Genomic DNA, 23,398 nt, shown 5'->3' on the forward strand with positions numbered 1-23,398 from the left:
AGGGATAAAATGCTTTGTGGTATTGATGAAGCTGGAAGAGGTCCAATTGCAGGTCCTTTAGTTGTAGCTGGTGTAGTTTTAAATAAAACAGTTAAAGAATTAAATGATTCTAAAAAATTATCTGAAAAAAAAAGAGAAGAATTATTTGATAAAATAGTTAATGCAAGCCAATATCATATTGTATTTAAAACAAATAAACAAATAGATTTAAAAGGTATAAGTCAATGCTTAAAAGAATCAATTCAAGAAATAATGGAAAATATATCTGCAGATGAATTTTTAATGGATGGAAATACATCATTTGGAATACAAACACTTCAACATAAAATAAAAGCAGATGCAACGGTTATGGAAGTTAGTGCAGCTTCAATATTAGCAAAAGTAAGTAGGGATAGATATATGTGTAAAGTTTCAAAAAAGTATCCTGAATATAATTTTCAAAAGCATAAAGGTTATGGAACAAAAGCTCATGTTGAAAAAATTAAAGAGTTTGGAAGAAGTGAACTACATAGATATAGTTTCAAATTAAAAGAATTAGGTGAAGAAAAAGGTGGAATTCAAAAAAGCCTGTTTTAGGCTATTTTGAAACCTCCCCTATATAACTTTCAACAGATTTAATTTTCTGTTCTATTCTATTTTCATGGTTTTTTCTAATATCAAAAGTAATAGTTGAATAAACTCTATTACAGCCAGCTTCTTCTAATACTTTATAACACTTACCAACTAATTCTAATGCTTGACTCATAGTCTTTGTTTCAATAATAGTACACATTGATGTTAACTGATATTTGTATCCACTATTTCTTATAACTTCAATAACTTTTGAAACTTCTTTTGCTTTACTCTCACCTTTATCAGTGGGAAACATTGCCATTTGTAAAAGAATTGAATTCATAATCTATCTTTTAAACTTTCATTGAATAAGTATAATTACCATGTAATGTACACCTAGAAGTTGCAGAAATCTCTTTTACACCATCAAGTTTAACTCTTGAAGCTAAATAGCCTCTTGATTCAATAGGTTCTAAAGATACTTTTGAAACCTCTTTACCATCTACATATAAGTCAATTTCATAAATCCAATGTTTTGCAGTACTTGGATGTATAATTCCATGTTGTCCAATACTAACTTCAACTAATGAATAACCTTTTTTATCTTTATCACCAATTTTTATTTCAGGTAAATGTTTATACTCAAAATCTGTTGGGTGAGTAGGATCTTTAACTTTCATATCATTTGTATTTTTAACTAATTTCTTATCATAACCAAAAGCATAAGTTGCAGATGCAAAACTAAGTAATCCTGCTAATTTTAATAAATCTCTTCTTTTCATTTTCTATCCTTTCATATTTTTTACAATACTACAGGAAAATATTCAAATTTGCAAGTATATATTTTTTTATATTTTTTTTAAAGAATTTGAAATATATTATTATCTAATAAATACTTTTTTGACACTAATTATTTATTTTATTTAAAAGTAATTTATGCAGAAAATGGTTACCATATAAAATAAATATCTAAGAAATTTGTAAAACTAAAAATTTGTTTATATTTTTAATAGTTTATTCAAATTAAATTTGTTATATTTAAACAATAAATTCCAAGGAGAAAAACAATGCAAATTGAAGTAAATGCAGAAGTAGTACTATCTCAATTAGGCTACACAAAGAATGAGAGTTCGTTAAAACAAGCAGAAGATATTATTGAAAACACTAAAGATTTTGATAAATTTGCTAAACATATAATCTCGTTAAATGATAATTTAAAGAAAATGAATGCCTATGTAGCGCTTTCAAATACAAATAACTATTTGAAAATCAAATGTGATGAAAATGATGCAGAAGAGATTTTAAATCAATTTCATCAGTCTGTAAAAAATTGGGCAGAAAAATATAATGTAGAACTTCAAAAAGTAGAGAATAAAGAAGTTTACTATATTCTTGGAATTGCTGCTTAATAGAATTGGCACTAGCACTAGAAGTATATAAAAATTTATATACTTCTAGAATATTTTTCTATAACTATGACAATAAGGAGTTTTTCCTGTTTTTTCATAATAATTTTGATGATAATCTTCGGCACTATAAAAATGTGTCATTTTTTGTAAGGTAGTTGCAACAGCATAACCTTTTTCACTTAATATCTCTAAAATACTCATTGCAATCTCTTTTTGTTTTTCATCAACATAAAATATAGCAGATAAATATTGACTTCCTATATCTGGTCCTTGCCCATTAACTTGCGTAAAATCATGTATTTCAAAAAAATATTTTACTAATTCTTCATAGGTAACTTCACAACTATCAAACTCAACCTTTACAGCTTCTAAATGTCCTGTCATTCCACTACAAACCATTTGATATGTAGGATTTTTTATATCTCCACCCATATAACCAGATTCAACTTTATAAACACCATTTAATTTTGAAAAGTAATATTCTACTCCCCAAAAACATCCTGCTGCAAAATATGCTACATTATGATTTTCACAACATTTACTTTTACTATCAAAAGTTAATGAAATTGAGTTTACGCAATGTCTAGTATTTTTAGAAGTAAAACCTTCGCCTTCAAAAACATGTCCTAAATGAGCATTGCAATTATTACAAACAATTTCCATTCTTCTACCATCTTTATCAGGTATTCTTTTTACTGCACCTTTTATTTCATCATCAAAACTTGGCCATCCACAACCAGAAGAAAATTTACTATCAGATTTATATAATGGACTATTACATTTTTTACATCTGTAAATACCTTCTTCATAAAAGTCGTTATATCTTCCAGAAAAAGGTCTTTCTGTGCCCTTTTGTTCAATAACATACTCTTCTTCAGATGAAAGTTTATTGTATTGCATATTATCCTCTAATGTTTAAATTTTAGGTATTTTAACAAAAGAATAAAAGCTAAGAATAAATTTTTTATATAACTTTTGATTTTAATTTTTTTTAAATAATCATAAGTTTTTTTTTAAAAAATAAAGCTAATTATAAAACCTCAAACCTTTGCTCTACTAATAAGTTATCTTTATTAAATATTTTTCCAACAAATACATCACCTTTATTAAACTCTCCAACACCTTTGGGCGTACCTGTCATTAAAATATCCCCATCTTCAAAATCTAAAAAACTATTTGCTTCTTTTATAATTTCATATGGTTTATTTATCATCAAAGAGATATTACCTTTTTGTCTTAATTCACCATTAATAAATAACTCTATGTTTAATTCATCAATGCTTTGATTAAATGATACAAATTTAGAAAATACTGCTGAATTTCTAAAAGCTTTTGCTCTCTCCCATGGTAATCCAGCTTTTTTAAGTTTTGATTGAGTATGTCTTAATGTTAAATCAAGCCCAAATCCAACTGCAGTGATTTTATTCTCCTCAATTAAAAAACTTATTTCAGCTTCATAATGACAAGAAGGTTCACCTTTAGGAAAAATTAATTCATTTGAAATTGATGAATTTGGTTTAATAAAAAACACCATATCATCTGGTATATCATTTTTTAGTTCTTTTATATGTTCAACATAATTTCTTCCAATACAAACTACTTTTGATGATTTTACTTTTACATCTTCATTTAAAATTATACTTTTCATGCTTTACCTTAATATTTTTCTAAAAAATCTCTAATTATAACAGAAGTCATACCCCAAATCACATCTTGTTTGTATTTAAAAACCCAAACTTTGTGCTTTTTATTTCCCCACGGTTTTTGATACATTTTAGGTAAGTTTAATTTATCTGAAGGGAAATATACTTCTTTATTTCCATTTTCATCTATATGGTATGGTTTTACTTCATTTCTTAATGTATACTCTTTTGGTTTATTATTTTTAAAAAAAGATACTGGAATTAGTAGTGTTTTTTCAACTTCACTTTTATCTATTTTCATATTTTTTAAAGCTTTTTTCTTTACTATTCCTACAAAAACTTCTACAATAGCTCCCATTGGAGCAACCATTGTATCAAGTTGTCCTATAACTTTTATGCTTTTCTTTTTTATTCCTAACTCTTCTTTTATCTCTCTTAAGGCAGTTTGTTTAAAATTTTTATCAACACCTTTTTCAAAACCACCACCAGGGAAACAGATATCTCCACCTTGTCTAATTGTTGCTGCTCTTTTTTGAAATAAAATGTAGTATTCACCTTTTATTTGCACTAAAGGTATTATAACAGCCGAACTAAAAAATCTATTTCTACCCAAAACATTTGGGTATTTAGGAAAGTTTTTAACTGCTTTTTTTAAATCGGCTTTTTTCATATTACTTCTTAATTGTTTTTATTGCATCTATCATTGTATTTATAATTTTTCTTAAATCATTATGATCTATAGTATAAGAAACAATTGAATATATTAATTTTCCAAATGGTCTTACCCAAACACCATGTTCAACACAATAATCTTGAATATATTGTGCATAAGATCCATCATTTAACTCAATAACCCCAATTGCACCAATATTTCTTATACTTGCAACAATTTCTAAATCTTTTGCTTTTTCTAACTCTTCACTAAATATTTTTTCAATATTTAATACTCTTTCTTCCCATGGAGTTTCTAAAAGTAAATTTATACTCTCAATTGCAACAGAACAAGCAAGAGGATTTCCCATAAATGTTGGTCCATGCATAAGTATTCCAAGTTCAGAATTAGAGATTGTATCACTTACTTTTTTACTAGTTATCATCGCTGCCATAGTCATATAACCACCAGTAAGTCCCTTACCAACAGTCATAATATCTGGCTTTATATTCGCATGTTCAACTGCAAACATTTTTCCTGTATGCCCAAAACCTGTGGCAATTTCATCTGCTATAAATAAAACATCATACTTATCACAAAGTTCTCTTGCTTTTACTAAAAACTCTGGATTATATACTCTCATTCCTCCTGCACCTTGAACAACTGGTTCTATTATAAATCCAGCAACTTCTTCATGGTGATTTTTAAATGTTTGTTCTAATGCAGTTATAGCCTCACTACAATCTTTATTAAAACCAATTTGTGGAGCTTTAGTAAATATATGTTTTGGTAAATATGTACCATAAATACTATGCATAGAATTTTGTGGATCACAAACACTCATTGCAGCTAGAGTATCTCCATGATATGAATGTTCACAAGCAATAAACTTATATTTTTTTAGCCCTTTTGCTTCTTGATATTGAATTGCAGTTTTTAAAGCAACTTCAACAGATACAGAACCACTATCACACAAAAATACACTATTAAGACCAGTTAAATCAACTAAAAGTTTTGAAAGTATTGAAGCTTTTTCATGTGCAATACCGCCAAACATAATATGAGGCATAATATCAACTTGTTTTTTTAATGCATCATTTAATCTTGGATTATTATACCCATGAATAGCACTCCACCATGAACTCATTGCATCTAATAATTCTTTATCATCTTCTAAAAAAATTGACGTTTTATTAGTTCTTTTAACTCCTAAAAGTTTTGTAGAAGATGGCAAAGAATTATAAGGGTGCCATACATGTTCTTTATCAATATCTAACCAATGCAAAATTATCCTTTTTTATTTTGATTTTATCAAAAAATTATTTTATAACTACTTTTAAACAAATTTATGATAATTTACATTACTATACTTTGATATAGTTAAATTATAATAAAATTTAGGAGTTAGTATGCAGCACCATGACCTAGAATTGAAACATATTGCTAGTGTGGACGATAAAAGATATTTTATATCTACTATTAGAATGCTTGTAAGACATACTTGGCTTGATCAACATGATAATGTTTCTGTATATGAGACTATGATCTTTAAAAAAGAAAACGGAAAAGTTCTATATTTAGAACCTATATATACAAAAAGATATGATGCATATGATAAAGCAATAGATGGACATCAGTATGTAATAGAAAATATCAAAAATATTGTAAAAAAATCACTAGAAAATGAATAATAACTGTTTTTAAAAATTACATTTTGATTACAGTTACAATTTGGAAACAAAGAAATTAATGTATATTAAGAGATAACTTGTCATTATTTCATAAAATTTTTTGGAGGAAATAATGACATTTATCCCTATATCTATTCAGCTTACACAAGCAATAAAATCAAACAATGCACAAAAAGTAGAAGAACTTATTTTAAATAGCGATATGAGAAAAGAGTTAATTAAAAAATATGTTTCTACAAACGATATCGAATCATTAGTTAATTTACTACCGAAATTTAAAAGCAAAGGATTGATTTTAAATATCAAGGTTTTATTAGACATTTAAAAGTGCCAGTATAAAACCAGCACTTTTAATTATTTAAAGTATTATGCTTGATAAAACATAAACTACAAAAATAGTAACTAACCCTTGAACTAAAGTTGCAGTTGTATAAGATTTATATGCTGTTGGAACATCCATTTTACTAAATCTAGAAACAACCCAGAAGAAACTATCATTAGCATGACTTACAGTCATTGCACCAGCACCAATTGCCATAACTACCAATACTTTTCCTAACTCACTATCTAAACCTAAATTTGCAAGTAATGGATAAATTATTGAAGAAGTAACAACTAATGCAGTTGTTGATGAACCTTGTGCTGATTTTAAAGCAGCTGAAATAATAAATGGAACAAAAATACCTAAACTTAAAGTTTGTAAAGTTTCTCCTAAATATTGTCCAATTCCACTTGCTTTTAAAACTGCACCCAAAGCACCACCTGCACCAGTAATTATCAAGATTTCACCAGCACTTTTAATTCCTTCTCCTATCCAACCAGAAAGTCTTTCTTCATCAAACTTAGGTAAAAGAGTAGCTGCAAATAAAAGCCCTATAAATAATGCATTAGTTGGTTCACCTAAAAATATAAAAATTTTATAAATAAAAGTATCACTTGAATCTGGGAAAAGAAGTTTTATAACACTAGCTAAAGCCATAAGTAAAATTGGAATAAAAATTGGAGCAAAAGATTTAAATGCACTTGGTAGTTGACCATATTTTGCGATAACTTCACTATCATGTTCTAAGTCACTTAATAAATCTTCACCACTAGTATGTATTTTTCCTGAACGAATTGCCCAAAAGTAACCAGCAAGCATTGTAATTATTGAAATTCCAATACCAAAAATAATAACTAATCCTAAATTGCCAATATGTAAATTACCAGCTGCAGCAATTGGACCAGGAGTTGGTGGTACCAAAGTATGTGTAGCAAAAAGTCCTGTTGCTAAGGCAACACTCATTGCAACTCCAGAAACTTTTAATTGCCTTACCATTGATCTTTTTAATGCATTTAAAATAACAAATCCACTATCACAAAATACTGGAACTGAAACAATATATCCTATGATTGACATTGCAAGTACAGGTCTTTTTTTACCAACAACTTTTAATACAACTTCTGCCATTTTAATAGCAGCACCGCTCTTTTCTAATATTACACCTATAATAGTTCCAAGAACAATTACTATACCAATGTATGCAAGAATTCCACCAAATCCTTTAGTAATTGTTTTTGAAATTTCTATGTATCCCATACCAACACTCATTGCAATTCCATAAGCTGCAATAAGTAGTGCTATGAAAGGATGTAATTTTAATTTACTAGTAGCAAATACTATAAAAGCAATTGCAATTAATAAAATGATCACCAACATCATATCTCCTTATAAATAATACTTTCTAAAACGAAAAAAAACTATATCATAAATTAAAGGCTAAAGTAAATAAGAGTTTATAAAAAAATCAAATTATAATTATTTAATGTGAAGCTTTTATTTTGGTTACCACCTAAATAAGCTATACACAGAAAAAAAGATTAAAATAAAATATTTTTTAAAAAACTTTTAAAATATATAGTTTTAATAAAATATTTATAAGCTTAAAAGTACAAATTTGTAATAAAATCAATTAAAAAAAGAGATAAAAGGAATATTATGAAAAATCTTGACTTTTTGCATAAAGATTCATTTAGTATTGATGAATACAAAAATATGGTAAAATCGTATCAAGATAAAAAACATCCACTTGGATGGTTTGATAATATATATGAAAGTGCAAATGGTGATTATACAAAAGTATTTTGGGCAGATTTAGAACCAAGCCCTTATTTAATAGATTGGCTAAATAAAAATTATGTAAAAATAAAGAATAAAAAAGCATGTGTAATTGGCTGTGGTGTTGGAGATGATGCGCAAGCATTAAATGATTTTGGCTTTAAGGTAACTGCATTTGATATTTCACCAACTGCTATTGAATTATGTAAAAATAGATACCCAAATAGCAAAGTAAATTTTGTAGTTGCAGATTTATTTAACTATCCAAATGAGTGGTTTGAAAACTTTGATGTAGTTTATGAATGCAATACAATTCAAGTTTTACCGGATGATTATAGAAAAAAAGCAAGAGAAAGAATGAGTTCACTTATTTCGAAAAATGGTTATATTTTAGTATCTTGTAGAAGTAGAAAAGAAAATGAAAAATTAGATGAAATACCAAAGCCACTTACAAAAAGTGAAATCGATGAATTTCAAACTATTAATAATTTAGAACAACAAAGTTTCTTAGCTTATGATGATAATCAAGAACCAAGAGTTCCTCATTTTTTTGCAGTTTATAAAAAGTGTAGGTAATCATTATAAAAATTTAGAACTTAGAATTTTAAAATAAGCTATTTATCTATTTTTTTCCATGTAGTTTTTCCAGTAGCACATACTTTATTTGTGCCTTTTATTTTGATTGTATGAATAAATGAGTTATCAACAATATCTCTTTTTGTAGAAGACAAAATCACATCACCATATTGTGCTTCAGAGATAAAACGACCATCAATAAAATATAAATAGTAATTATTTAATATTTCATCAGGTATTGACTCTATAAGCCACTGTAAATATCTAAGATTATTTACATGCTTATTAGTATCAGTATCATACATATTAACTCTAAACTCTTTTTGATACTCAAAAAAATTAAGAGGTTTTATTTTGTTTGTTATACTATGATTTAAAGGTATGGATTCATATGATGACCATTTTTCTAAAAAATCTGGATGTATTTTTATTGGTCTTCTTCTTTTTATATCATAAAAAAGCCATAATCCTCTTGCCCTTCCTATAATATTATAATCTTTATCATAAATAATATTTTCTCTAACTCCCCTTACTGCATAATATTTTGAGATCCATGTTCTTATTATTATTTTTTCTTTATATAAAGGATAACGTTCCATTTGCATCACACCAGATAATAAAACCCATCCAGTATTTTCAGACATTAATGAAAGAAGATTATGTCCTGCATAATCACAATGTTCAGCAGCAGCCTCCTGAAGTAGAGTTAACATAGCAATAGGAGATGCTTCCCCTAATCTATTCATCTCAAAAAATCTCAATTCAAACTCTTTTTCAAAATAATTGTGCATTATAACCCCTTATATAAATAGAATATATACTTTTTAATCTGTATTATCAATGAAATAAAATACAAATTATAATTATAAAATCAACTTTAAAATTTTTTATTCATGACATTAAAAAAATACATAACTAATAGACAAAAATATAATTGGTAATACAGAACAGAAGAATATAGTAAAATTACCAAATCTTAATCAATTTGCCATAATTTAACTGTTATTAATTCTAAAATTTTGCATATCATAATAATAATAGTGCTAGAAGCTATAGCCTCTAGCATTAAAAAAAATAATTATTTTTAGTGTAAGAAGTGTCTTTTCCCTGTAAAGTATAAAGCCATTCCAAATTCATCTGCAGCTTCTATAATTTCATCATCTCTAATGCTTCCACCTGGTTCAATAACACATTTAACACCAGCTTCTTGTGCAGCATCAATTGAATCTCTAAATGGGAAGAATGCTTCTGATGCTAGAACAGAGCCACTTACATCAATTCCTAAGTCTTCTGCTTTTCTAAGTGCAGCTTTTGCAGCATCTACTCTTGAAGTCATACCCATACCAACTGCTACCATTGCAGAGTTTTTAATATATACAACACAGTTAGATTTTGTACCAGCAGCTACTTTTACAGCAATTTCCATATCTTTAATCTCTTGTTCTGTTGCAGTTCTTTTTGATTTAAGTTCAGCTGTTCTAACTTCATCTTCTTCAACTTTATCAGAATCTTGATATACAAATCCACCATCTACCATTTTGAAACTATGTGCATCATTTGATAATTCTAGTTTTTTTGTACCTTGTTTAAATAATTTAATTCTTTTTTTTCTGCTTAATTCTTCAACTGCTTCAGCAGTAAAATCTGCTGCAAATACAACTTCTAAGAAAATTTCATTCATTTTTTTAGCTAAATCAAGTTCTACAATACCATTTACAGCAACTACTCCACCAAATGCAGAAATTGGATCGCATTTAAGTGCTTCAGTATAAGAGTCTAAAAGTGTATCTTTTATAGCAAATCCACAAGGATTACCATGTTTTACAATACAAACAGCATTATCTTCACCAAACGAAGCAGCAATTTTAGCTGCACCACTGATGTCACCCATATTGTTAAAACTTGCTTCACCTTTTACTGTTATAAATTTATCTGTAAATTGGTTATCAAATTCATACAATGCACCTTTTTGGTGTGGATTCTCACCATATCTAGTATCAAATACTTTAGTTCCTACAATAAACTGTTTTGCACCCATACCATTATTAAATCTTTTATTCATATAGTTTGCAATCATAGAGTCATATGCAGCTGTATGCTCATATGCCTTAATCATCAAGTCTCTTCTAAATTCAGCACTATTTGTATTATTTTTTAAGTTTTCTAATACCAAATCATAATCAGCAACATCAGTTACAATAATTACACTATCATGGTTTTTAGCTGCACTTCTTACCATTGCAGGGCCACCAATATCAATATTTTCAATAATCTCTTCAAAATCATCAGTTTTTTCAATAGTTTCTTTAAAAGGATATAAATTTACACATACTAAATCAATACCTTCAACTCCAAGTTCTTTTGCTTGATCAAGGTGAGATTGTTTATCTCTTCTATGTAAAATACCACCATGAATATATGGATTTAAAGTTTTTACTCTTCCTTCAAAACACTCTGGAAACTTTGTAACTTCATTTGCTTCAATTACTGCAATTCCTGCTTCTTGAAGTTTTTTATAAGTACCACCAGTAGAAATTATTTCATAACCTAAAGATACTAACTCTTTAGCAAAATTCTCAACACCACTTTTATCACTTACACTGATTAATGCTCTCATTAAAATTTTCTCCTATAAAAATATTATTAACTTTTAAAAATAAAAAAAGCCAAGCTCAAATGAGCTTGGCTTTAAAGTAGGCTTATTATAAATCCTGTTCAATTACTCTTCTAAATTTATTATAATATGTATCACTTGCTTCTGTTAATGTTATTCTAATATCATTGATAGAAATCATTCCAGATTTAACTGTACCAATTTCTTCAAATTTCATACCATTATCTTTTGCAACTGCTTCAAATGCTTCTTTATTTGATGGTTTAACTTCAACAATTGCTCTACTTAAAGTTTCTGAGAAAATATCTTTTGAATCATCAAATTTAATATTTACTTCAACACCTTTATTTCCAACAACTGCCATTTTAGCTAATGAAATTGCAATACCACCAACATTTACATCTTTTGCAGATTCAAGTAAACTTTGTTTATTTGCTTCAATAACTGTATTCCAAAGTTTTAACTCTTTTTCAAAACTAACTTCTGGGTGAGTCCCTGCAACTTCTTTATACACTTTTTTCATGTATAAACTTCCACCAAATTCTGATTTAGTTTCACCTAAAATATATAATAAATTACCATCAGTTTTTAAAGATGAATGTAATACTTTATTTGCATCATCATTTACACCAACCATTGCAATTGAAGGAGTTGGGAAAACACCAACACCATTTGTTTCATTATATAAAGAAACATTTCCACCAATTACAGGAGTAATTAACTCTCTACAAGCATCTTTAATACCTTCACAAGATTGTGCAAATTGCCACATTACTTCTGGATTTTCTGGATTACCAAAATTTAAACAATCTGTAATTGCTTTTGGCATTGCACCAGTCATTGCAACATTTCTTCCTGATTCCATAACTGCTGCACTTGCACCTAATTTTGGATCAATATAGCAAAATCTTGTATTACAATCAGCACTCATTGCAAGAGCTTTTCCAGTTTCTTTTACTCTAATACAAGAACCATCTAATTTTCCAGGTCCTTTTACAGTATTTGTTTGTACCATTGAATCATATTGCTCATAAACCCATGATTTATCTACTATTTCCATATCACTAAACATTGCATCAAATGCTTCTTGATTTGAAATATTTTTATCTAATTTAATATTTTTTATATCTTTTAAATATTCAGGCTCTTTTGTAGGTCTATCTAAAATTGGTGCTTGTTCACTTACTGGTTGAACAGGAACTTCTGCACATTTTTCTCCATGCCAAAATAATTCCATATTACCTGTATTTGTAACTTCACCAATTACTGCAACATCAAGTTCCCATTTTTGGAATATTTCAATAATTCTATCTTCTGTACCTTTTTTAGCACAAATAAGCATTCTTTCTTGAGATTCAGATAGCATAAAGTCATATGGAGTCATTCCAGTTTCTCTTGCTGGAACTTTATCAAGATGCATAATCATACCACTATTACTTCTTCCTGCCATTTCAAATGAAGATGAAGTAAGTCCAGCAGCACCCATATCTTGAATACCAATAATTAAATCTTCTTTAAATAACTCTAAGCATGCTTCTAAAAGTAGTTTCTCTGTAAATGGATCACCCACTTGTACTGTTGGTCTTTTTGATTCACTATCTTCATCAAATGAAGCTGATGACATAACAGCCCCACCAAGACCATCTCTACCAGTTTTAGAACCAACATACATAACTGGGTTTCCAATACCTTCAGCTTTACCATAAAAAATTTCATCAGCTTTTGCAATACCTAAAGTAAAAGCATTTACAAGGTTATTTCCTGCATAACACTCTTCAAATGTTGTTTCTCCACCGATAGTTGGTACACCCATACAGTTACCATATCCACCAATTCCAGCAACAACACCTCTTAATAAAAATCTGTGTTTTTTTGCAGTTTCACTTTTACCTTCAATTCCAGCGAATCTAATAGAGTTCATATTTGCAACAGGCCTAGCACCCATTGTAAATACATCTCTTAAAATACCACCAACACCAGTTGCTGCTCCTTGATAAGGTTCAATAAAAGAAGGGTGATTGTGAGATTCCATTTTAAATACTGCTGCATATCCATCTCCAATATCAATAACACCAGCATTTTCCCCTGGACCTTGGATAACCCAAGGAGCTTTTGTTGGGAAACCATTTAAATATTTTTTACTTGATTTATATGAGCAGTGCTCACTCCACATAGCAGAGAACACACCAATTTCAACATGGTTTGGTTCTCTTCCTAAAATATCCCGAATTTGATCTAATTCTTCAAGTGATAAAGAGTGCGCTAAAGCTATCTCTTCAATATTCATCTCTTTTTGTTGCATCTGTTACCTTAAAAGTTATTTCATAGTTAAGATGCGATTATATCCAAAAAGGGGTTAAATAAAGTTTTAGCCTTCAACTAATATTTTGATTGTATTGTTAACAATCTCAAGAAAAAGTTCTTTTTGACCATCAAATTTATAATGTTTACTTCTATATTTTTCATCCATTAAAACTCTATATATTTTTTTGTTTAATGAATTAGGATATGGGATTACATTAATATTTGAAAAGTGAATTTGAGTATCTTCTTTTTTAGCGAAAACTCTTTTTTTGTATTCTTTAAATCTTTCTAAGTCATATCCATTGCTTTTTTTAAAATCTTTTGAATAAAAAGACAAGTAACCATCTAAATCTGATTTTTTCCATGCATCTTTCCATTTGTATATAGATGATAAAATAAGACTTATATCTTCTTTTGTACTTTTTTTAATCTCATTTTCTGAAATCAAAAGTATAGAATCATTTAAATCAATATTTTTTTCTAACTTCTCCAAATTTATATTATCTAATGCAATACAACCTTTTGTATAATCTTCTCTTTTTTGATTAATTGGCATACCATGTATCCAAATACCATGTCCACCTTTATTTAATGTTTTATCAAATATATTTGGATATGAAGTCACCAAAGCTACTGGACCATAAAATGGATCAAGTTTTGTTAGTTTATTTGTTAATCTATAAACACCTTCTGGTGTTCTTAAATCACCTTCAGTTTTTTTATCACCCGGATTTTCACCAACTATTACATCGTCATTTGCAACCTGAGAGAAACCATTATCTATTTTTTTTAGAAGTCTAAGTTTCTTTAAATTTTTATCAACAACAATTAAATATTTTGTAGATTCGTAATAACCATATTGTATATCTTTATCTTGTAAATAATTTTCCCAATAACTTTGCTTTCTCAATTGACTTTCTAATTTTTCTTTAACAGCTTGTATACCTTGAGTTCTATATATATCAATTAAGTCTGCAAATAATAATGTAGTAGTAAGTAGGAAGATTCCTAAAATTCGCATTAAAATACTCCAACTAGATTTTTTTAAGTTTTGCAATTGTATAATATTACCCCTAATTTTTATATAAAAGAAGTCTAATGAAAATCATATTTACACTAATCATATTTTTAACATCTGTTTTTGGTCTGCAAGTACAAGAATTAACTTGGCCAAAAGGAGATAGTTTTCTAACATTTTTAAGCAAACAAAATATTCCCAATAAGCTATATTTTGATTTAGCAAAAGAAGATAAAGAACTTTGTTCAGAGATTGATGCAGGTATGAAATATGAATTGTTATTAAATGATGATGGAACATTAAAACAAGTATTGATACCAGTTTCTGAAGAGATGCAACTTCATGTTTATGAGGATAAAAAAGGTGAATATAAATTTGAAGCAATTCCTATTGCACTTCAAACAATAGATGAAACAATTGCAATTGAAATCAAAAGGTCACCATTTCAAGATATAGTAGATGCAACAAAAAATGTTAATTTAGCAAATGAAGTAATGAGAATTTATGGTAAAAGTATCAATTTTAGACATATTCAAAAAGGCGATTTCGTAGCATTAAAGTATACTCAAAAAATAAGAATGGGAAAATACTTTGGTTCACCAGATGTCATTGCTGCACTTGTAGAAGTAAATGGTAGAAAAAATTTTAGATTAAAAAATATCCATAATGACAAATATTATGATGAGAAAGGTAAAGGTTATTCTAAAATTTACTTCTTTAAAGTGCCTGTTAGATATACAAGAATATCAAGTCCATTTACACCAAGAAGATGGCATCCAGTTCTAAAAAGATATAGAGCCCATCTAGGTACAGATTTTGCTGCACCAAGAGGAAGAAAAATTCATGCAGCAGCAGCAGGAAGAATTATTTTTAGAGGAAGAAAAGGTGGATATGGTAATGTGATTATTATTGATCATCACAATGGTTATAGAACATTATATGCACATCAAAGTAGATTTAGAAAAGGTCAACATGTAGGAACAAATGTAAGAAAAGGCCAAGTAATTGGTTATGTAGGAACTACAGGAGTTAGTACAGGTCCACACTTACACTTTGGTTTATATAAAAATGGTAGAGCCATCAATCCAATGAAAGTATTAAAAAGAGGAAGAGAACTTGTACTTTCTGGTAAGAAAAAAGCTACATTTATTGCAAATACAAAAGAATATGTAAAAGAATTAAAAGATATAGTTAGCAACGTAGATAGAAACTTACCTACAAAATTAACAAGAAAAGAGAGTTTTTCAACATTAAAAAACAACTAATATAATATTAAGGAGTAAATATGCAAAACGAAGATCAAATAACTGATCCACATAAATTACTAGAAAATCTAGATAATTTGCATCCCACAGACATTGCATATTCTCTTAAGAAAATAGAAAATGAAAGTGTTGATGATTTTTTCTATGTACTTAAAAACTTAAAAGAAGAAGTTCTTGGTCAAGTTCTTTTAGAACTTCCTGATAACTTAAGAGAAGCTGCCTATAACGAACTTTCTGCAGAAAAATTAACAGAAGCTGTTGATGAACTAGAATCAGATGATGCTACAGATATTATTCAAGAAATTGAAGAAATAGATATTGAAAAAGCTAAAGAGATTTATGATGGCTTAGAAGAAGAAGATAGAAAAGATATTGAGTGGCTAAAAAGATATGAAGAGGATGAAGCTGGTGCATATATGCAAACAGAGTTATTCTCTGCAAAACTTAGTGAAACAGTTGGTGATTCAGTAAATAGATTAAAACATGCAAAAGCAGAAGATGAATTAGAAAATATTCATCAAGTTTTTGTTACAAATGATGAAAATTCATTAATTGCATCAATTCCACTTGAAGATTTAATCATTTTTGATTTTGATACAACATATGAAGATATCTTAAGCACTGCAGATGAATTTAAATATAAACCATTTAAAGTAAGTGATGATACACATATTGACGAAGTTGCAAAAAATGTTGAACAATATGATTTAAGTGTTGTTGCAGTTGTTGGTTATCACGATATATTAATGGGAAGAATTACAAGTGATGATATTTTAGATGTAATTGAACAAAATGCAACAGAACAAATTTATCAATTAGCTGGGGTTCATGAAAATTTTGAACATGAAGAAAAAGTTATAAACACAGCTAAAAGAAGAGCATTGTGGTTATTTTTGAACTTAGGAACTGCAATATTAGCTTCTTTAGTAATTGGTCTTTTTGATCAAACAATCCAAGCATATGTTGCACTTGCAATTTTAATGCCAATCGTAGCATCAATGGGTGGAAATGCAGGTACACAAACACTTGCAGTTATGGTAAGACAATTAGCTTTAGGTGATATAGAATTAGCAAATGCTAAAGATGCAGTAAAAAAAGAGGTCATTATATCTTTGATCAACGGATTTTTATTTGCAATAATAATGGGACTTATTGCTTGGGTATGGTTTGATGAAAAATTATTAGGAGTCGTAATAGCTGCTTCAATGGTAGTTAATCTTTTTAGTGCTGGATTTTTTGGAGCATCCATTCCACTTTTTTTAAAAAAACTAGATATTGATCCAGCTGTAGGAAGTACAGTTTTATTAACAACAGTTACAGATATTGTAGGTTTCTTTAGTTTTTTAATGCTTGCTAAAGTTATACTTTTATAAAATTGCGCAAACTAAAGATTATAAAAAAAGGAAAAGATAATGGCGCTATTAGATAATGAAAAATGTGTTTTACCTTTAAGTAGTATTGCCGAACTACTAAGCACAAAATCTAGAACACTTAAAATGTATGAAGATAAAGGTTTATTCCCAAGAAGATTAAACCAAACAAAGAAATTATACTCAATTAATGATGTAAGATTCATAGCATTTGTCCATTATCTTGCCAGTGTAAAAAAAATAAATGCAAATGGAATTAAATATATTTTAGAAATTCTTCATACTAATATGGATGAAAAAAATAGAAATGAATTTTTGGATATTGTTGAAGGTAAACTAGAAAAAATTTCTACTAAAGATGTTCATGATATTGACAATTTCTAAATAACTACTGCAAAAAAACACTTTAAAAAAGGAAGTTAGTTTCTCAACTAGCTTCCTTTTTTTATACTTAAAATGTCAAATAGTACACTTTTATATTATTATATTTTAAGTAATAATAATATATATTACATACTTAATGTAAAAATAATACATTAAGTATGTAATTTTTTTACAATTAAATATCTTTTTTTAGGAGTATTATGAGTCAAGAATATACAACTGATTATGAAGTAGGTCAAGATAATTTACAAAAATTTGGATTAGATGTACACAATCCTGTATTTATAATAAGTGCTTTGATAATTTTAGCATTTGTTATAGTTACTCTTATGTTTCCAGTAGAAGCAAAAACTGTATTAGATGGGGCTAAAGAATGGTCAATAAATCATTTTGATTGGCTTTTTATGCTCTCTAGTAATATTTTTGTACTGTTTTGTTTAATATTAATTTTTTTACCTGTTGGTAAAATTAGAATTGGTGGGAAAGATGCAAAGCCTGAGTTTTCTAATATCTCATGGTTTGCGATGTTATTTGCTGCTGGAATGGGTATTGGTTTAATGTTTTGGTCTGTAGCAGAACCTGTTGCATATTATACTGGATGGTGGTATACACCACTTAATGTTACTGCTGATACACAAAAAGCAGAAAACTTAGCAATGGGTGCTACAATGTTCCACTGGGGATTACACCCTTGGGCGATTTATGCTGTAGTTGGTTTATCATTATCATTTTTTGCATATAGTAAAAAATTACCCCTAACTATGAGATCAGCTTTTTATCCTATTTTAGGAGATAGAGTTTGGGGTTGGCCTGGTCATATAATAGATATTCTTGCAGTATTTGCTACTATTTTTGGCCTTGCAACTTCTCTTGGTTTAGGTGCGCAACAAGTATCATCTGGACTACATTTTCTATTTGGTATTGAAAATGTAAAAAATACACAAATATTGATAATTGTAGGAATCACACTTCTTGCTGTTATCTCTGTAGTTAGAGGATTAGAAGGTGGAGTAAAAATATTAAGTAATATAAATATCTTATTGGCTTTTATTTTAATTTGCTTTCTTATTATTGTAGGTCCAACAATAGATATTTTCAAAGGTTTTTTTGATACAGTAAATGATTATGCTACTAATTTTTTTAGTCTTGCAAATTTTATAGATAGAAAAGATAAAATTTGGTTTCATGATTGGACAATATTTTATTGGGCATGGTGGATTGCTTGGTCACCTTTTGTAGGAATGTTTATTGCTAGGGTTTCAAAAGGTAGAACAGTAAGGGAGTTCTTAATAGCAGTACTTTTAATTCCTACACTAATTACAACTATTTGGATGAGTGCTTTTGGTACAACTGCGCTTCATCAAGTTATTTCACAAACAGGTGAATTAGCAAATGGTATTACAAATAAATCACTTGCAATGTTTCAAATGTTTGAAAGTTTACCACTTTCATCAATAACTTCAGTTGTTGCAATACTTTTAGTAATAGTATTTTTTGTTACATCTTCTGATTCAGGTTCACTTGTAATTGATAGTATAACAGCAGGTGGTAAACTTGATGCTCCAGCTCCACAAAGAGTATTTTGGGCATTAATTGAAGGTGGTGTTGCTATTTCACTTCTATATATTGGAGGGAAAGAAGCACTTGCCGCACTTCAAGCAGGTTCTATTACAACAGCATTACCATTTACTATAATCTTATTAGTAATGTGTTTTAGTTTGTATAAAGGCTTAAAATCAGAATTGCCTGTAAAATAAAAGTAGCATTAGCTACTTTTATTTACGAAAAGAAGAAGAAACTATAGATAAAAATTCATCTTTTGTTTTTTTATTTTGTTTAAAAAGACCTCTTAATGCACAAGTAACAGTTGTTGAACAAATTTTTTCAACTCCTCTCATCTCCATACACATATGTCTTGCATCAATCATAACAGCAACACCTTTTGGTTGTAATGCATCATTTAATGCATCACAAATTTGTTCAGTTAGTTGTTCTTGAATTTGTAATCTTCTAGCAAAAATATCAACTACTCTTGGTATTTTACTTAATCCAACTACTTTACCATTAGGAATATACGCAACATGTGCTTTTCCAATTATTGGCAGAATATGGTGTTCACATTGACTATAAAATTCAATATCTTTGATAACTACCATTTCATCATTAGTACTAGTAAATAATGCTGAATTTATCACTTCTTTTGGATCTTGATTATATCCTCCACACATAAATTCAAAAGCTTTTCTTACCCTACTTGGTGTTTTTTCTAAACCTTCTCTATTGATATCTTCACCAACATACTCAAGAATTTTTTTAACTGAATCTTCAAACTCTTTTTCACTTACCATTATTTTTCCTTTAATACTTTATCATATCACTCATACTCCACATTGGCACAAATATTGCTATAATCAACCACAAAATCAAACCCACAATGAGCATAAATACAATTGGTTGAACCCAAAAAGATAGTGATTTTACTCTACTTTCATATTTTTGTTTATAAATTTTTTCTATTTCAAAAGTAACAATATTCATCTTATTTGAATGTTCACCTGTTTGTATCAAATTTAATACAAGATCATCAAATAAATTTGAATAATCAAAAGAATAACTAATAGTTTTTCCACTTTTCAATAGATTTTTAATGAGCGCTATTTTATCTAAAAGATATTTGTTTTTTATTAAACTATTTGCACTACATAATGTATCATGAAATTCATAATTTGCATTTTGTAAAATATTTAAAACTATAAATAATTTATACAACTCAAATGTTTTAATATATAAACTAAAAAAAGGTATATATAAAAATAATGTCTTATTTATAAAATACTCAAATTTACTATTAAATTTATAAAAAAGAAGTGTACCTATAATAGAAATAATAGTAATTAAGAGTAAAAATAAAATATTATTTTCTAAGAAATGTTTAAAACTAAATAGTAATATAGTTGCATAATTACTTTTAATTGCATTTGAATTAATTAAATTTTCAAATGTTGGTAAAACAAAATAAAAAATTGAAAAAAAACATAAACATAAAGTGATAAGCAAAACAAAAGGATATGAAAATGCTTTTTTTAACTCATTTTTCATTTGTAAATCAAATTGTAATAATTTAACTAATGTACTTATTGCCAAATTAATATTGCCTTTTTTATTTATAAGGTTAAAAAAATTTATTACACTTTTATCAATTATAAAATTTTCATATTTAATACTTAAACCATTTCCACTTTGTATTGAATCAAGCAACTCTTTACAAAACTGTTTTAATACATTACTTTTTCTATTTTTACAAATAATATTCAATGCATTATTTATATTTATATTTGCTTGTAACATCATATCTATTTCATAAAACAATTGATAAATTTGTTTATTTGAAATACTCTTTTTTTTAGTAAAAAAATCTGAATAGACTCTTTTAATTTTTATTACATTTTTAGGTAAATTCTCAGTTTTTAAATTTTGTGTATCTATAATTTTTGAAAATAATTTGTTGTTATTTTGATATATAATTTTATACTTCATCTTGAGATCCCAAAACATTAAAAACTTCTTCTAAGGATGTTTGTTGTTGTTTTGCTTTTTGTTTTCCATCATAATATATATTCTTATAATCAATTTGCTTTAAATAATTTTTATATTCACTTATAGCTTTATTTTTTGATATTAATGATGCTATTTTTTCATCAATTTTTAAGTACTCAGATATAATTGTTCTTCCACTATATTTTGTAAAATTACATTTTTCACAACCTTTAAAATTACAATAAGGACAAGTTTTCAAAACCAATCTTTGATAAAAAATGTACTTTAAGGTTGAACTTAATAAAAAATTTTGTGGATTTAAATCTATTAATCTATTTATTGAATTAATCGCTGAATTTGAGTGAATTGTTGAAAGTACTAAGTGTCCAGTTAATGATGCTTGTATAGCAATTTCTAAAGATAATCTATCTCTAATTTCTCCTATAAAAATAATATCAGGATCTTGTCTTAATATATTTCTTAGTACAGTTGAAAAGCTAAGTCCAATTTTTTCATTTATATTAATTTGAGTAATAGATTTAATCTTATACTCTACTGGATCTTCTACAGTAATAACTTTTTTATTTTCTAAATCAAAACTTTCTAATAATGAATACAAAGTAGTCGTTTTTCCACTTCCTGTTGGTCCACATACTAAAACTAACCCTTGTGTTAACATCTTAATATTAGATAATTCTTTAAATACATGGGAAGAAAAACCCAATCTTGATAACTCTTTTTTTTCTTTACTATTATCTAATATTCTTAAAACAATTGACTCACCATAAATAGTAGGTAAAATTGATATTCTAAAATCAAACTCTTTACCTTCAATTGTTTGAGTAATTCTACTATCTAATGCTTTTCGATATTCAGTTATATCAAGATTTGATTTTAATTTTATTATAGAACTTAATATTTTATACAATTGTATATCAAAATTTATAATATGTCTTAGTTTCCCATCTATTCTAAACCTTACACTTAATGTATGCTCATTTGTTTCAATATGTATATCACTAGCTTTTTTATAAACTGCAAAACTAAGTAATTTTATTAAAAACTGGTCTATATAGCTTTGATCAAAATTATTTTGTTGTATACAATTTTGAGCTAAAGAAAAAAGATTCATTCTTATATCTAAATCACTTAAATAAAAAAGAATTGTCTGTTTTTTTACATTTATAAAATTTGTTAAATTAAAAAAACACTTTTTTGCAAACTCTATATTTGTATCATTACATATAGCACAATTTGAATATACATCATCTTCATTTAATGGTAAAACAAAATTTTTTATTAATGCTGTAGTATCATATTTTTTAATCAAATTATAATTAATTATACAATTTGATAAAGTTGTTATTTTTTTCATCTAATTACCCCATCTATTTTTTAATAACTTATGATTAAAAACTACGGCATTTATTTTTTGATTTGTCTGTTGCTTTTTAATTTCTAAAAATGATAATTTAGAATCAAACTGTTTTATATCAATTTTTTTATATTTTTTTGATGTTGAAATATCAAGATTCATTAAATATTTTTTATCATAATTAATAGAAAAAGAAGTAATATTTGTATACGGATCATATTCTTCAATATAATCAAATAATTTCAAGAGTTCTTTTAATTTTCCAGTTGATTGAAGTATTATTAAATCATTCTCTTTTAGTATCTTTTTGACTTTTATATTATTCTTTTCACAATATTTACTAAAATCATTTAATGCTTTTAAATGATTATAACTATTTGATTTATTAATAAAAGTATCTTTCAACTTTACTAATTTTTTACTGTTTGTATCAAATAAAAAATAGATAATATAAGATAACAAAAGAGGTAATAAAAACAATTTTATCTTTTTATTTACTTCTAATTTATCTATCTTATTTTCATAAGCTACTAATTTTGCAAACAAGTTCATTTTTTTGCCTTTGATTATTATAATTTAAAGATACAACATCAATTTTATAAATTTTAGAGTCTATGAATTTATGGATATTATTTATATTTATAGAAGATACAAATAAATTAAATTGATTATTTTCAAATGATAATTCATCTAGATTAAGGTCATAATTTTTCAAAACTTCTAAAATATTTACTAATTTTTGTGCTTTATATTTATATAAAGAAATATGAGTAATTGACTTTTTTTCAATCTTTTTTTCATTATTAAAAAATGAAAGATATGATAAACAAGATAGACTAATTGATATAATTAAAAAAAATAGTAATAAATTGGGGAAATTAAAAGGTTTAATAATATTTGAGTGAATTTT

Annotated in this window: 25 protein-coding genes; 9 read left to right on the forward strand and 16 right to left on the reverse strand. The window is 27.1% G+C overall.

What is annotated here, in order from left to right:
• Positions 1-9: 9 nt before the first annotated feature.
• Positions 10-576, forward strand: a complete 567-nt coding sequence (locus CRU93_RS07955; RefSeq protein ID WP_129103662.1) for a ribonuclease HII — start codon at positions 10-12, stop codon at positions 574-576.
• A 1-nt stretch (position 577) separates the two neighbouring features.
• Here CRU93_RS07955 and CRU93_RS07960 read toward each other — a convergent pair whose 3' ends face one another.
• Together CRU93_RS07960 and CRU93_RS07965 are read right to left on the reverse strand one after the other, a co-directional pair.
• Positions 578-895 (reverse strand): MTH1187 family thiamine-binding protein, encoded by a 318-nt coding sequence (locus tag CRU93_RS07960; RefSeq protein ID WP_129103663.1) that lies wholly within the window; start codon positions 893-895, stop codon positions 578-580.
• A 10-nt stretch (positions 896-905) separates the two neighbouring features.
• Positions 906-1,334 carry a desulfoferrodoxin family protein gene (locus CRU93_RS07965; protein ID WP_129103664.1) on the reverse strand — a complete coding sequence of 143 codons (429 nt, stop codon included), beginning with the start codon at positions 1,332-1,334 and terminating at the stop codon, positions 906-908.
• Between the two features lie 285 nt (positions 1,335-1,619).
• Between CRU93_RS07965 and CRU93_RS07970 the strand changes: the two genes are divergently transcribed.
• The gene (locus tag CRU93_RS07970) at positions 1,620-1,961 is read left to right on the forward strand and encodes a hypothetical protein (RefSeq protein WP_129103665.1); all 342 of its coding nucleotides are present in this window, start codon (positions 1,620-1,622) and stop codon (positions 1,959-1,961) included.
• 45 nt (positions 1,962-2,006) lie between these two features.
• Here CRU93_RS07970 and CRU93_RS07975 read toward each other — a convergent pair whose 3' ends face one another.
• From CRU93_RS07975 to bioA, 4 genes are all read right to left on the reverse strand, one after another.
• Positions 2,007-2,861: a bifunctional methionine sulfoxide reductase B/A protein gene (locus CRU93_RS07975; RefSeq protein ID WP_129103666.1), complete on the reverse strand. Its 855-nt coding sequence runs from the start codon at positions 2,859-2,861 to the stop codon at positions 2,007-2,009.
• Positions 2,862-2,991: 130 nt separating this feature from the next.
• Positions 2,992-3,609 carry a fumarylacetoacetate hydrolase family protein gene (locus CRU93_RS07980; RefSeq protein WP_129103667.1) on the reverse strand — a complete coding sequence of 206 codons (618 nt, stop codon included), beginning with the start codon at positions 3,607-3,609 and terminating at the stop codon, positions 2,992-2,994.
• Positions 3,610-3,617: 8 nt separating this feature from the next.
• Entirely contained in the window at positions 3,618-4,274 is a 657-nt protein-coding gene (locus CRU93_RS07985) for a CoA pyrophosphatase (RefSeq protein ID WP_129103668.1), read from the reverse strand.
• A 1-nt stretch (position 4,275) separates the two neighbouring features.
• Positions 4,276-5,541, reverse strand: a complete 1,266-nt coding sequence (bioA, locus tag CRU93_RS07990) for an adenosylmethionine--8-amino-7-oxononanoate transaminase (RefSeq protein ID WP_129103669.1) — start codon at positions 5,539-5,541, stop codon at positions 4,276-4,278.
• Between the two features lie 124 nt (positions 5,542-5,665).
• Between bioA and CRU93_RS07995 the strand changes: the two genes are divergently transcribed.
• A complete protein-coding gene (locus tag CRU93_RS07995; protein ID WP_129103670.1) occupies positions 5,666-5,947 on the forward strand; it encodes a hypothetical protein in 282 nt (93 codons plus the stop codon).
• 112 nt (positions 5,948-6,059) lie between these two features.
• Positions 6,060-6,272, forward strand: coding sequence for a hypothetical protein (locus CRU93_RS08000; RefSeq protein ID WP_129103671.1), 213 nt, complete (start codon positions 6,060-6,062; stop codon positions 6,270-6,272).
• 33 nt (positions 6,273-6,305) lie between these two features.
• Here the strand turns inward: CRU93_RS08000 and CRU93_RS08005 are convergent, their stop codons facing one another.
• Positions 6,306-7,646 (reverse strand): GntP family permease, encoded by a 1,341-nt coding sequence (locus CRU93_RS08005; protein ID WP_129103672.1) that lies wholly within the window; start codon positions 7,644-7,646, stop codon positions 6,306-6,308.
• A 279-nt stretch (positions 7,647-7,925) separates the two neighbouring features.
• On the opposite strand from CRU93_RS08005, the gene CRU93_RS08010 reads away from it, so the two are divergent.
• Complete coding sequence (locus CRU93_RS08010) at positions 7,926-8,621, forward strand: bifunctional 2-polyprenyl-6-hydroxyphenol methylase/3-demethylubiquinol 3-O-methyltransferase UbiG (RefSeq protein ID WP_129103673.1); 696 nt, start codon at positions 7,926-7,928, stop codon at positions 8,619-8,621.
• Between the two features lie 38 nt (positions 8,622-8,659).
• Here CRU93_RS08010 and CRU93_RS08015 read toward each other — a convergent pair whose 3' ends face one another.
• The 4 genes from CRU93_RS08015 to CRU93_RS08030 form a co-directional block, all read right to left on the reverse strand.
• Positions 8,660-9,412: an acyl-[acyl-carrier-protein] thioesterase gene (locus CRU93_RS08015; protein ID WP_129103674.1), complete on the reverse strand. Its 753-nt coding sequence runs from the start codon at positions 9,410-9,412 to the stop codon at positions 8,660-8,662.
• 293 nt (positions 9,413-9,705) lie between these two features.
• Positions 9,706-11,238: a bifunctional phosphoribosylaminoimidazolecarboxamide formyltransferase/IMP cyclohydrolase gene (gene purH / locus CRU93_RS08020; protein ID WP_129103675.1), complete on the reverse strand. Its 1,533-nt coding sequence runs from the start codon at positions 11,236-11,238 to the stop codon at positions 9,706-9,708.
• An 85-nt stretch (positions 11,239-11,323) separates the two neighbouring features.
• Positions 11,324-13,537, reverse strand: coding sequence for a phosphoribosylformylglycinamidine synthase subunit PurL (purL, locus tag CRU93_RS08025; RefSeq protein ID WP_129103676.1), 2,214 nt, complete (start codon positions 13,535-13,537; stop codon positions 11,324-11,326).
• Between the two features lie 66 nt (positions 13,538-13,603).
• Positions 13,604-14,560 (reverse strand): murein L,D-transpeptidase family protein, encoded by a 957-nt coding sequence (locus CRU93_RS08030; RefSeq protein WP_129103677.1) that lies wholly within the window; start codon positions 14,558-14,560, stop codon positions 13,604-13,606.
• A 77-nt stretch (positions 14,561-14,637) separates the two neighbouring features.
• Here CRU93_RS08030 and CRU93_RS08035 point away from each other — a divergent pair, with 77 nt between their 5' ends.
• The 4 genes from CRU93_RS08035 to CRU93_RS08050 all read left to right on the forward strand — a co-directional run bounded on the left by CRU93_RS08035 (position 14,638) and on the right by CRU93_RS08050 (position 19,333).
• Positions 14,638-15,822, forward strand: coding sequence for a M23 family metallopeptidase (locus CRU93_RS08035; protein WP_129103678.1), 1,185 nt, complete (start codon positions 14,638-14,640; stop codon positions 15,820-15,822).
• 20 nt (positions 15,823-15,842) lie between these two features.
• Positions 15,843-17,195 (forward strand): magnesium transporter, encoded by a 1,353-nt coding sequence (gene mgtE / locus CRU93_RS08040; RefSeq protein WP_129103679.1) that lies wholly within the window; start codon positions 15,843-15,845, stop codon positions 17,193-17,195.
• A gap of 39 nt (positions 17,196-17,234) precedes the next feature.
• On the forward strand, positions 17,235-17,576 hold the full coding sequence (locus CRU93_RS08045) for a MerR family transcriptional regulator (RefSeq protein WP_129103680.1): 342 nt from the start codon (positions 17,235-17,237) through the stop codon (positions 17,574-17,576).
• A gap of 200 nt (positions 17,577-17,776) precedes the next feature.
• Entirely contained in the window at positions 17,777-19,333 is a 1,557-nt protein-coding gene (locus tag CRU93_RS08050; protein WP_129103681.1) for a BCCT family transporter, read from the forward strand.
• An 18-nt stretch (positions 19,334-19,351) separates the two neighbouring features.
• Here CRU93_RS08050 and folE read toward each other — a convergent pair whose 3' ends face one another.
• From folE to CRU93_RS14165, 5 genes are all read right to left on the reverse strand, one after another.
• Positions 19,352-19,924, reverse strand: a complete 573-nt coding sequence (gene folE / locus CRU93_RS08055; RefSeq protein ID WP_129103682.1) for a GTP cyclohydrolase I FolE — start codon at positions 19,922-19,924, stop codon at positions 19,352-19,354.
• A gap of 10 nt (positions 19,925-19,934) precedes the next feature.
• A complete protein-coding gene (locus CRU93_RS08060) occupies positions 19,935-21,113 on the reverse strand; it encodes a type II secretion system F family protein (RefSeq protein WP_164967651.1) in 1,179 nt (392 codons plus the stop codon).
• Positions 21,103-22,488 (reverse strand): GspE/PulE family protein, encoded by a 1,386-nt coding sequence (locus CRU93_RS08065; protein ID WP_129103684.1) that lies wholly within the window; start codon positions 22,486-22,488, stop codon positions 21,103-21,105. Before CRU93_RS08065 ends, CRU93_RS08060 begins: the two co-directional genes overlap by 11 nt.
• Positions 22,489-23,040, reverse strand: a complete 552-nt coding sequence (locus CRU93_RS08070; RefSeq protein WP_129103685.1) for a hypothetical protein — start codon at positions 23,038-23,040, stop codon at positions 22,489-22,491. It abuts the gene before it with no gap.
• Positions 23,009-23,398 (reverse strand): hypothetical protein (locus CRU93_RS14165; RefSeq protein WP_164967652.1); only part of this gene is annotated, 390 nt, incomplete at its 5' end. The genes CRU93_RS08070 and CRU93_RS14165, both read right to left, overlap by 32 nt.

It is taken from the genome of Arcobacter sp. CECT 8985 (assembly GCF_004116495.1).
Taxonomy (GTDB): domain Bacteria; phylum Campylobacterota; class Campylobacteria; order Campylobacterales; family Arcobacteraceae; genus Malaciobacter.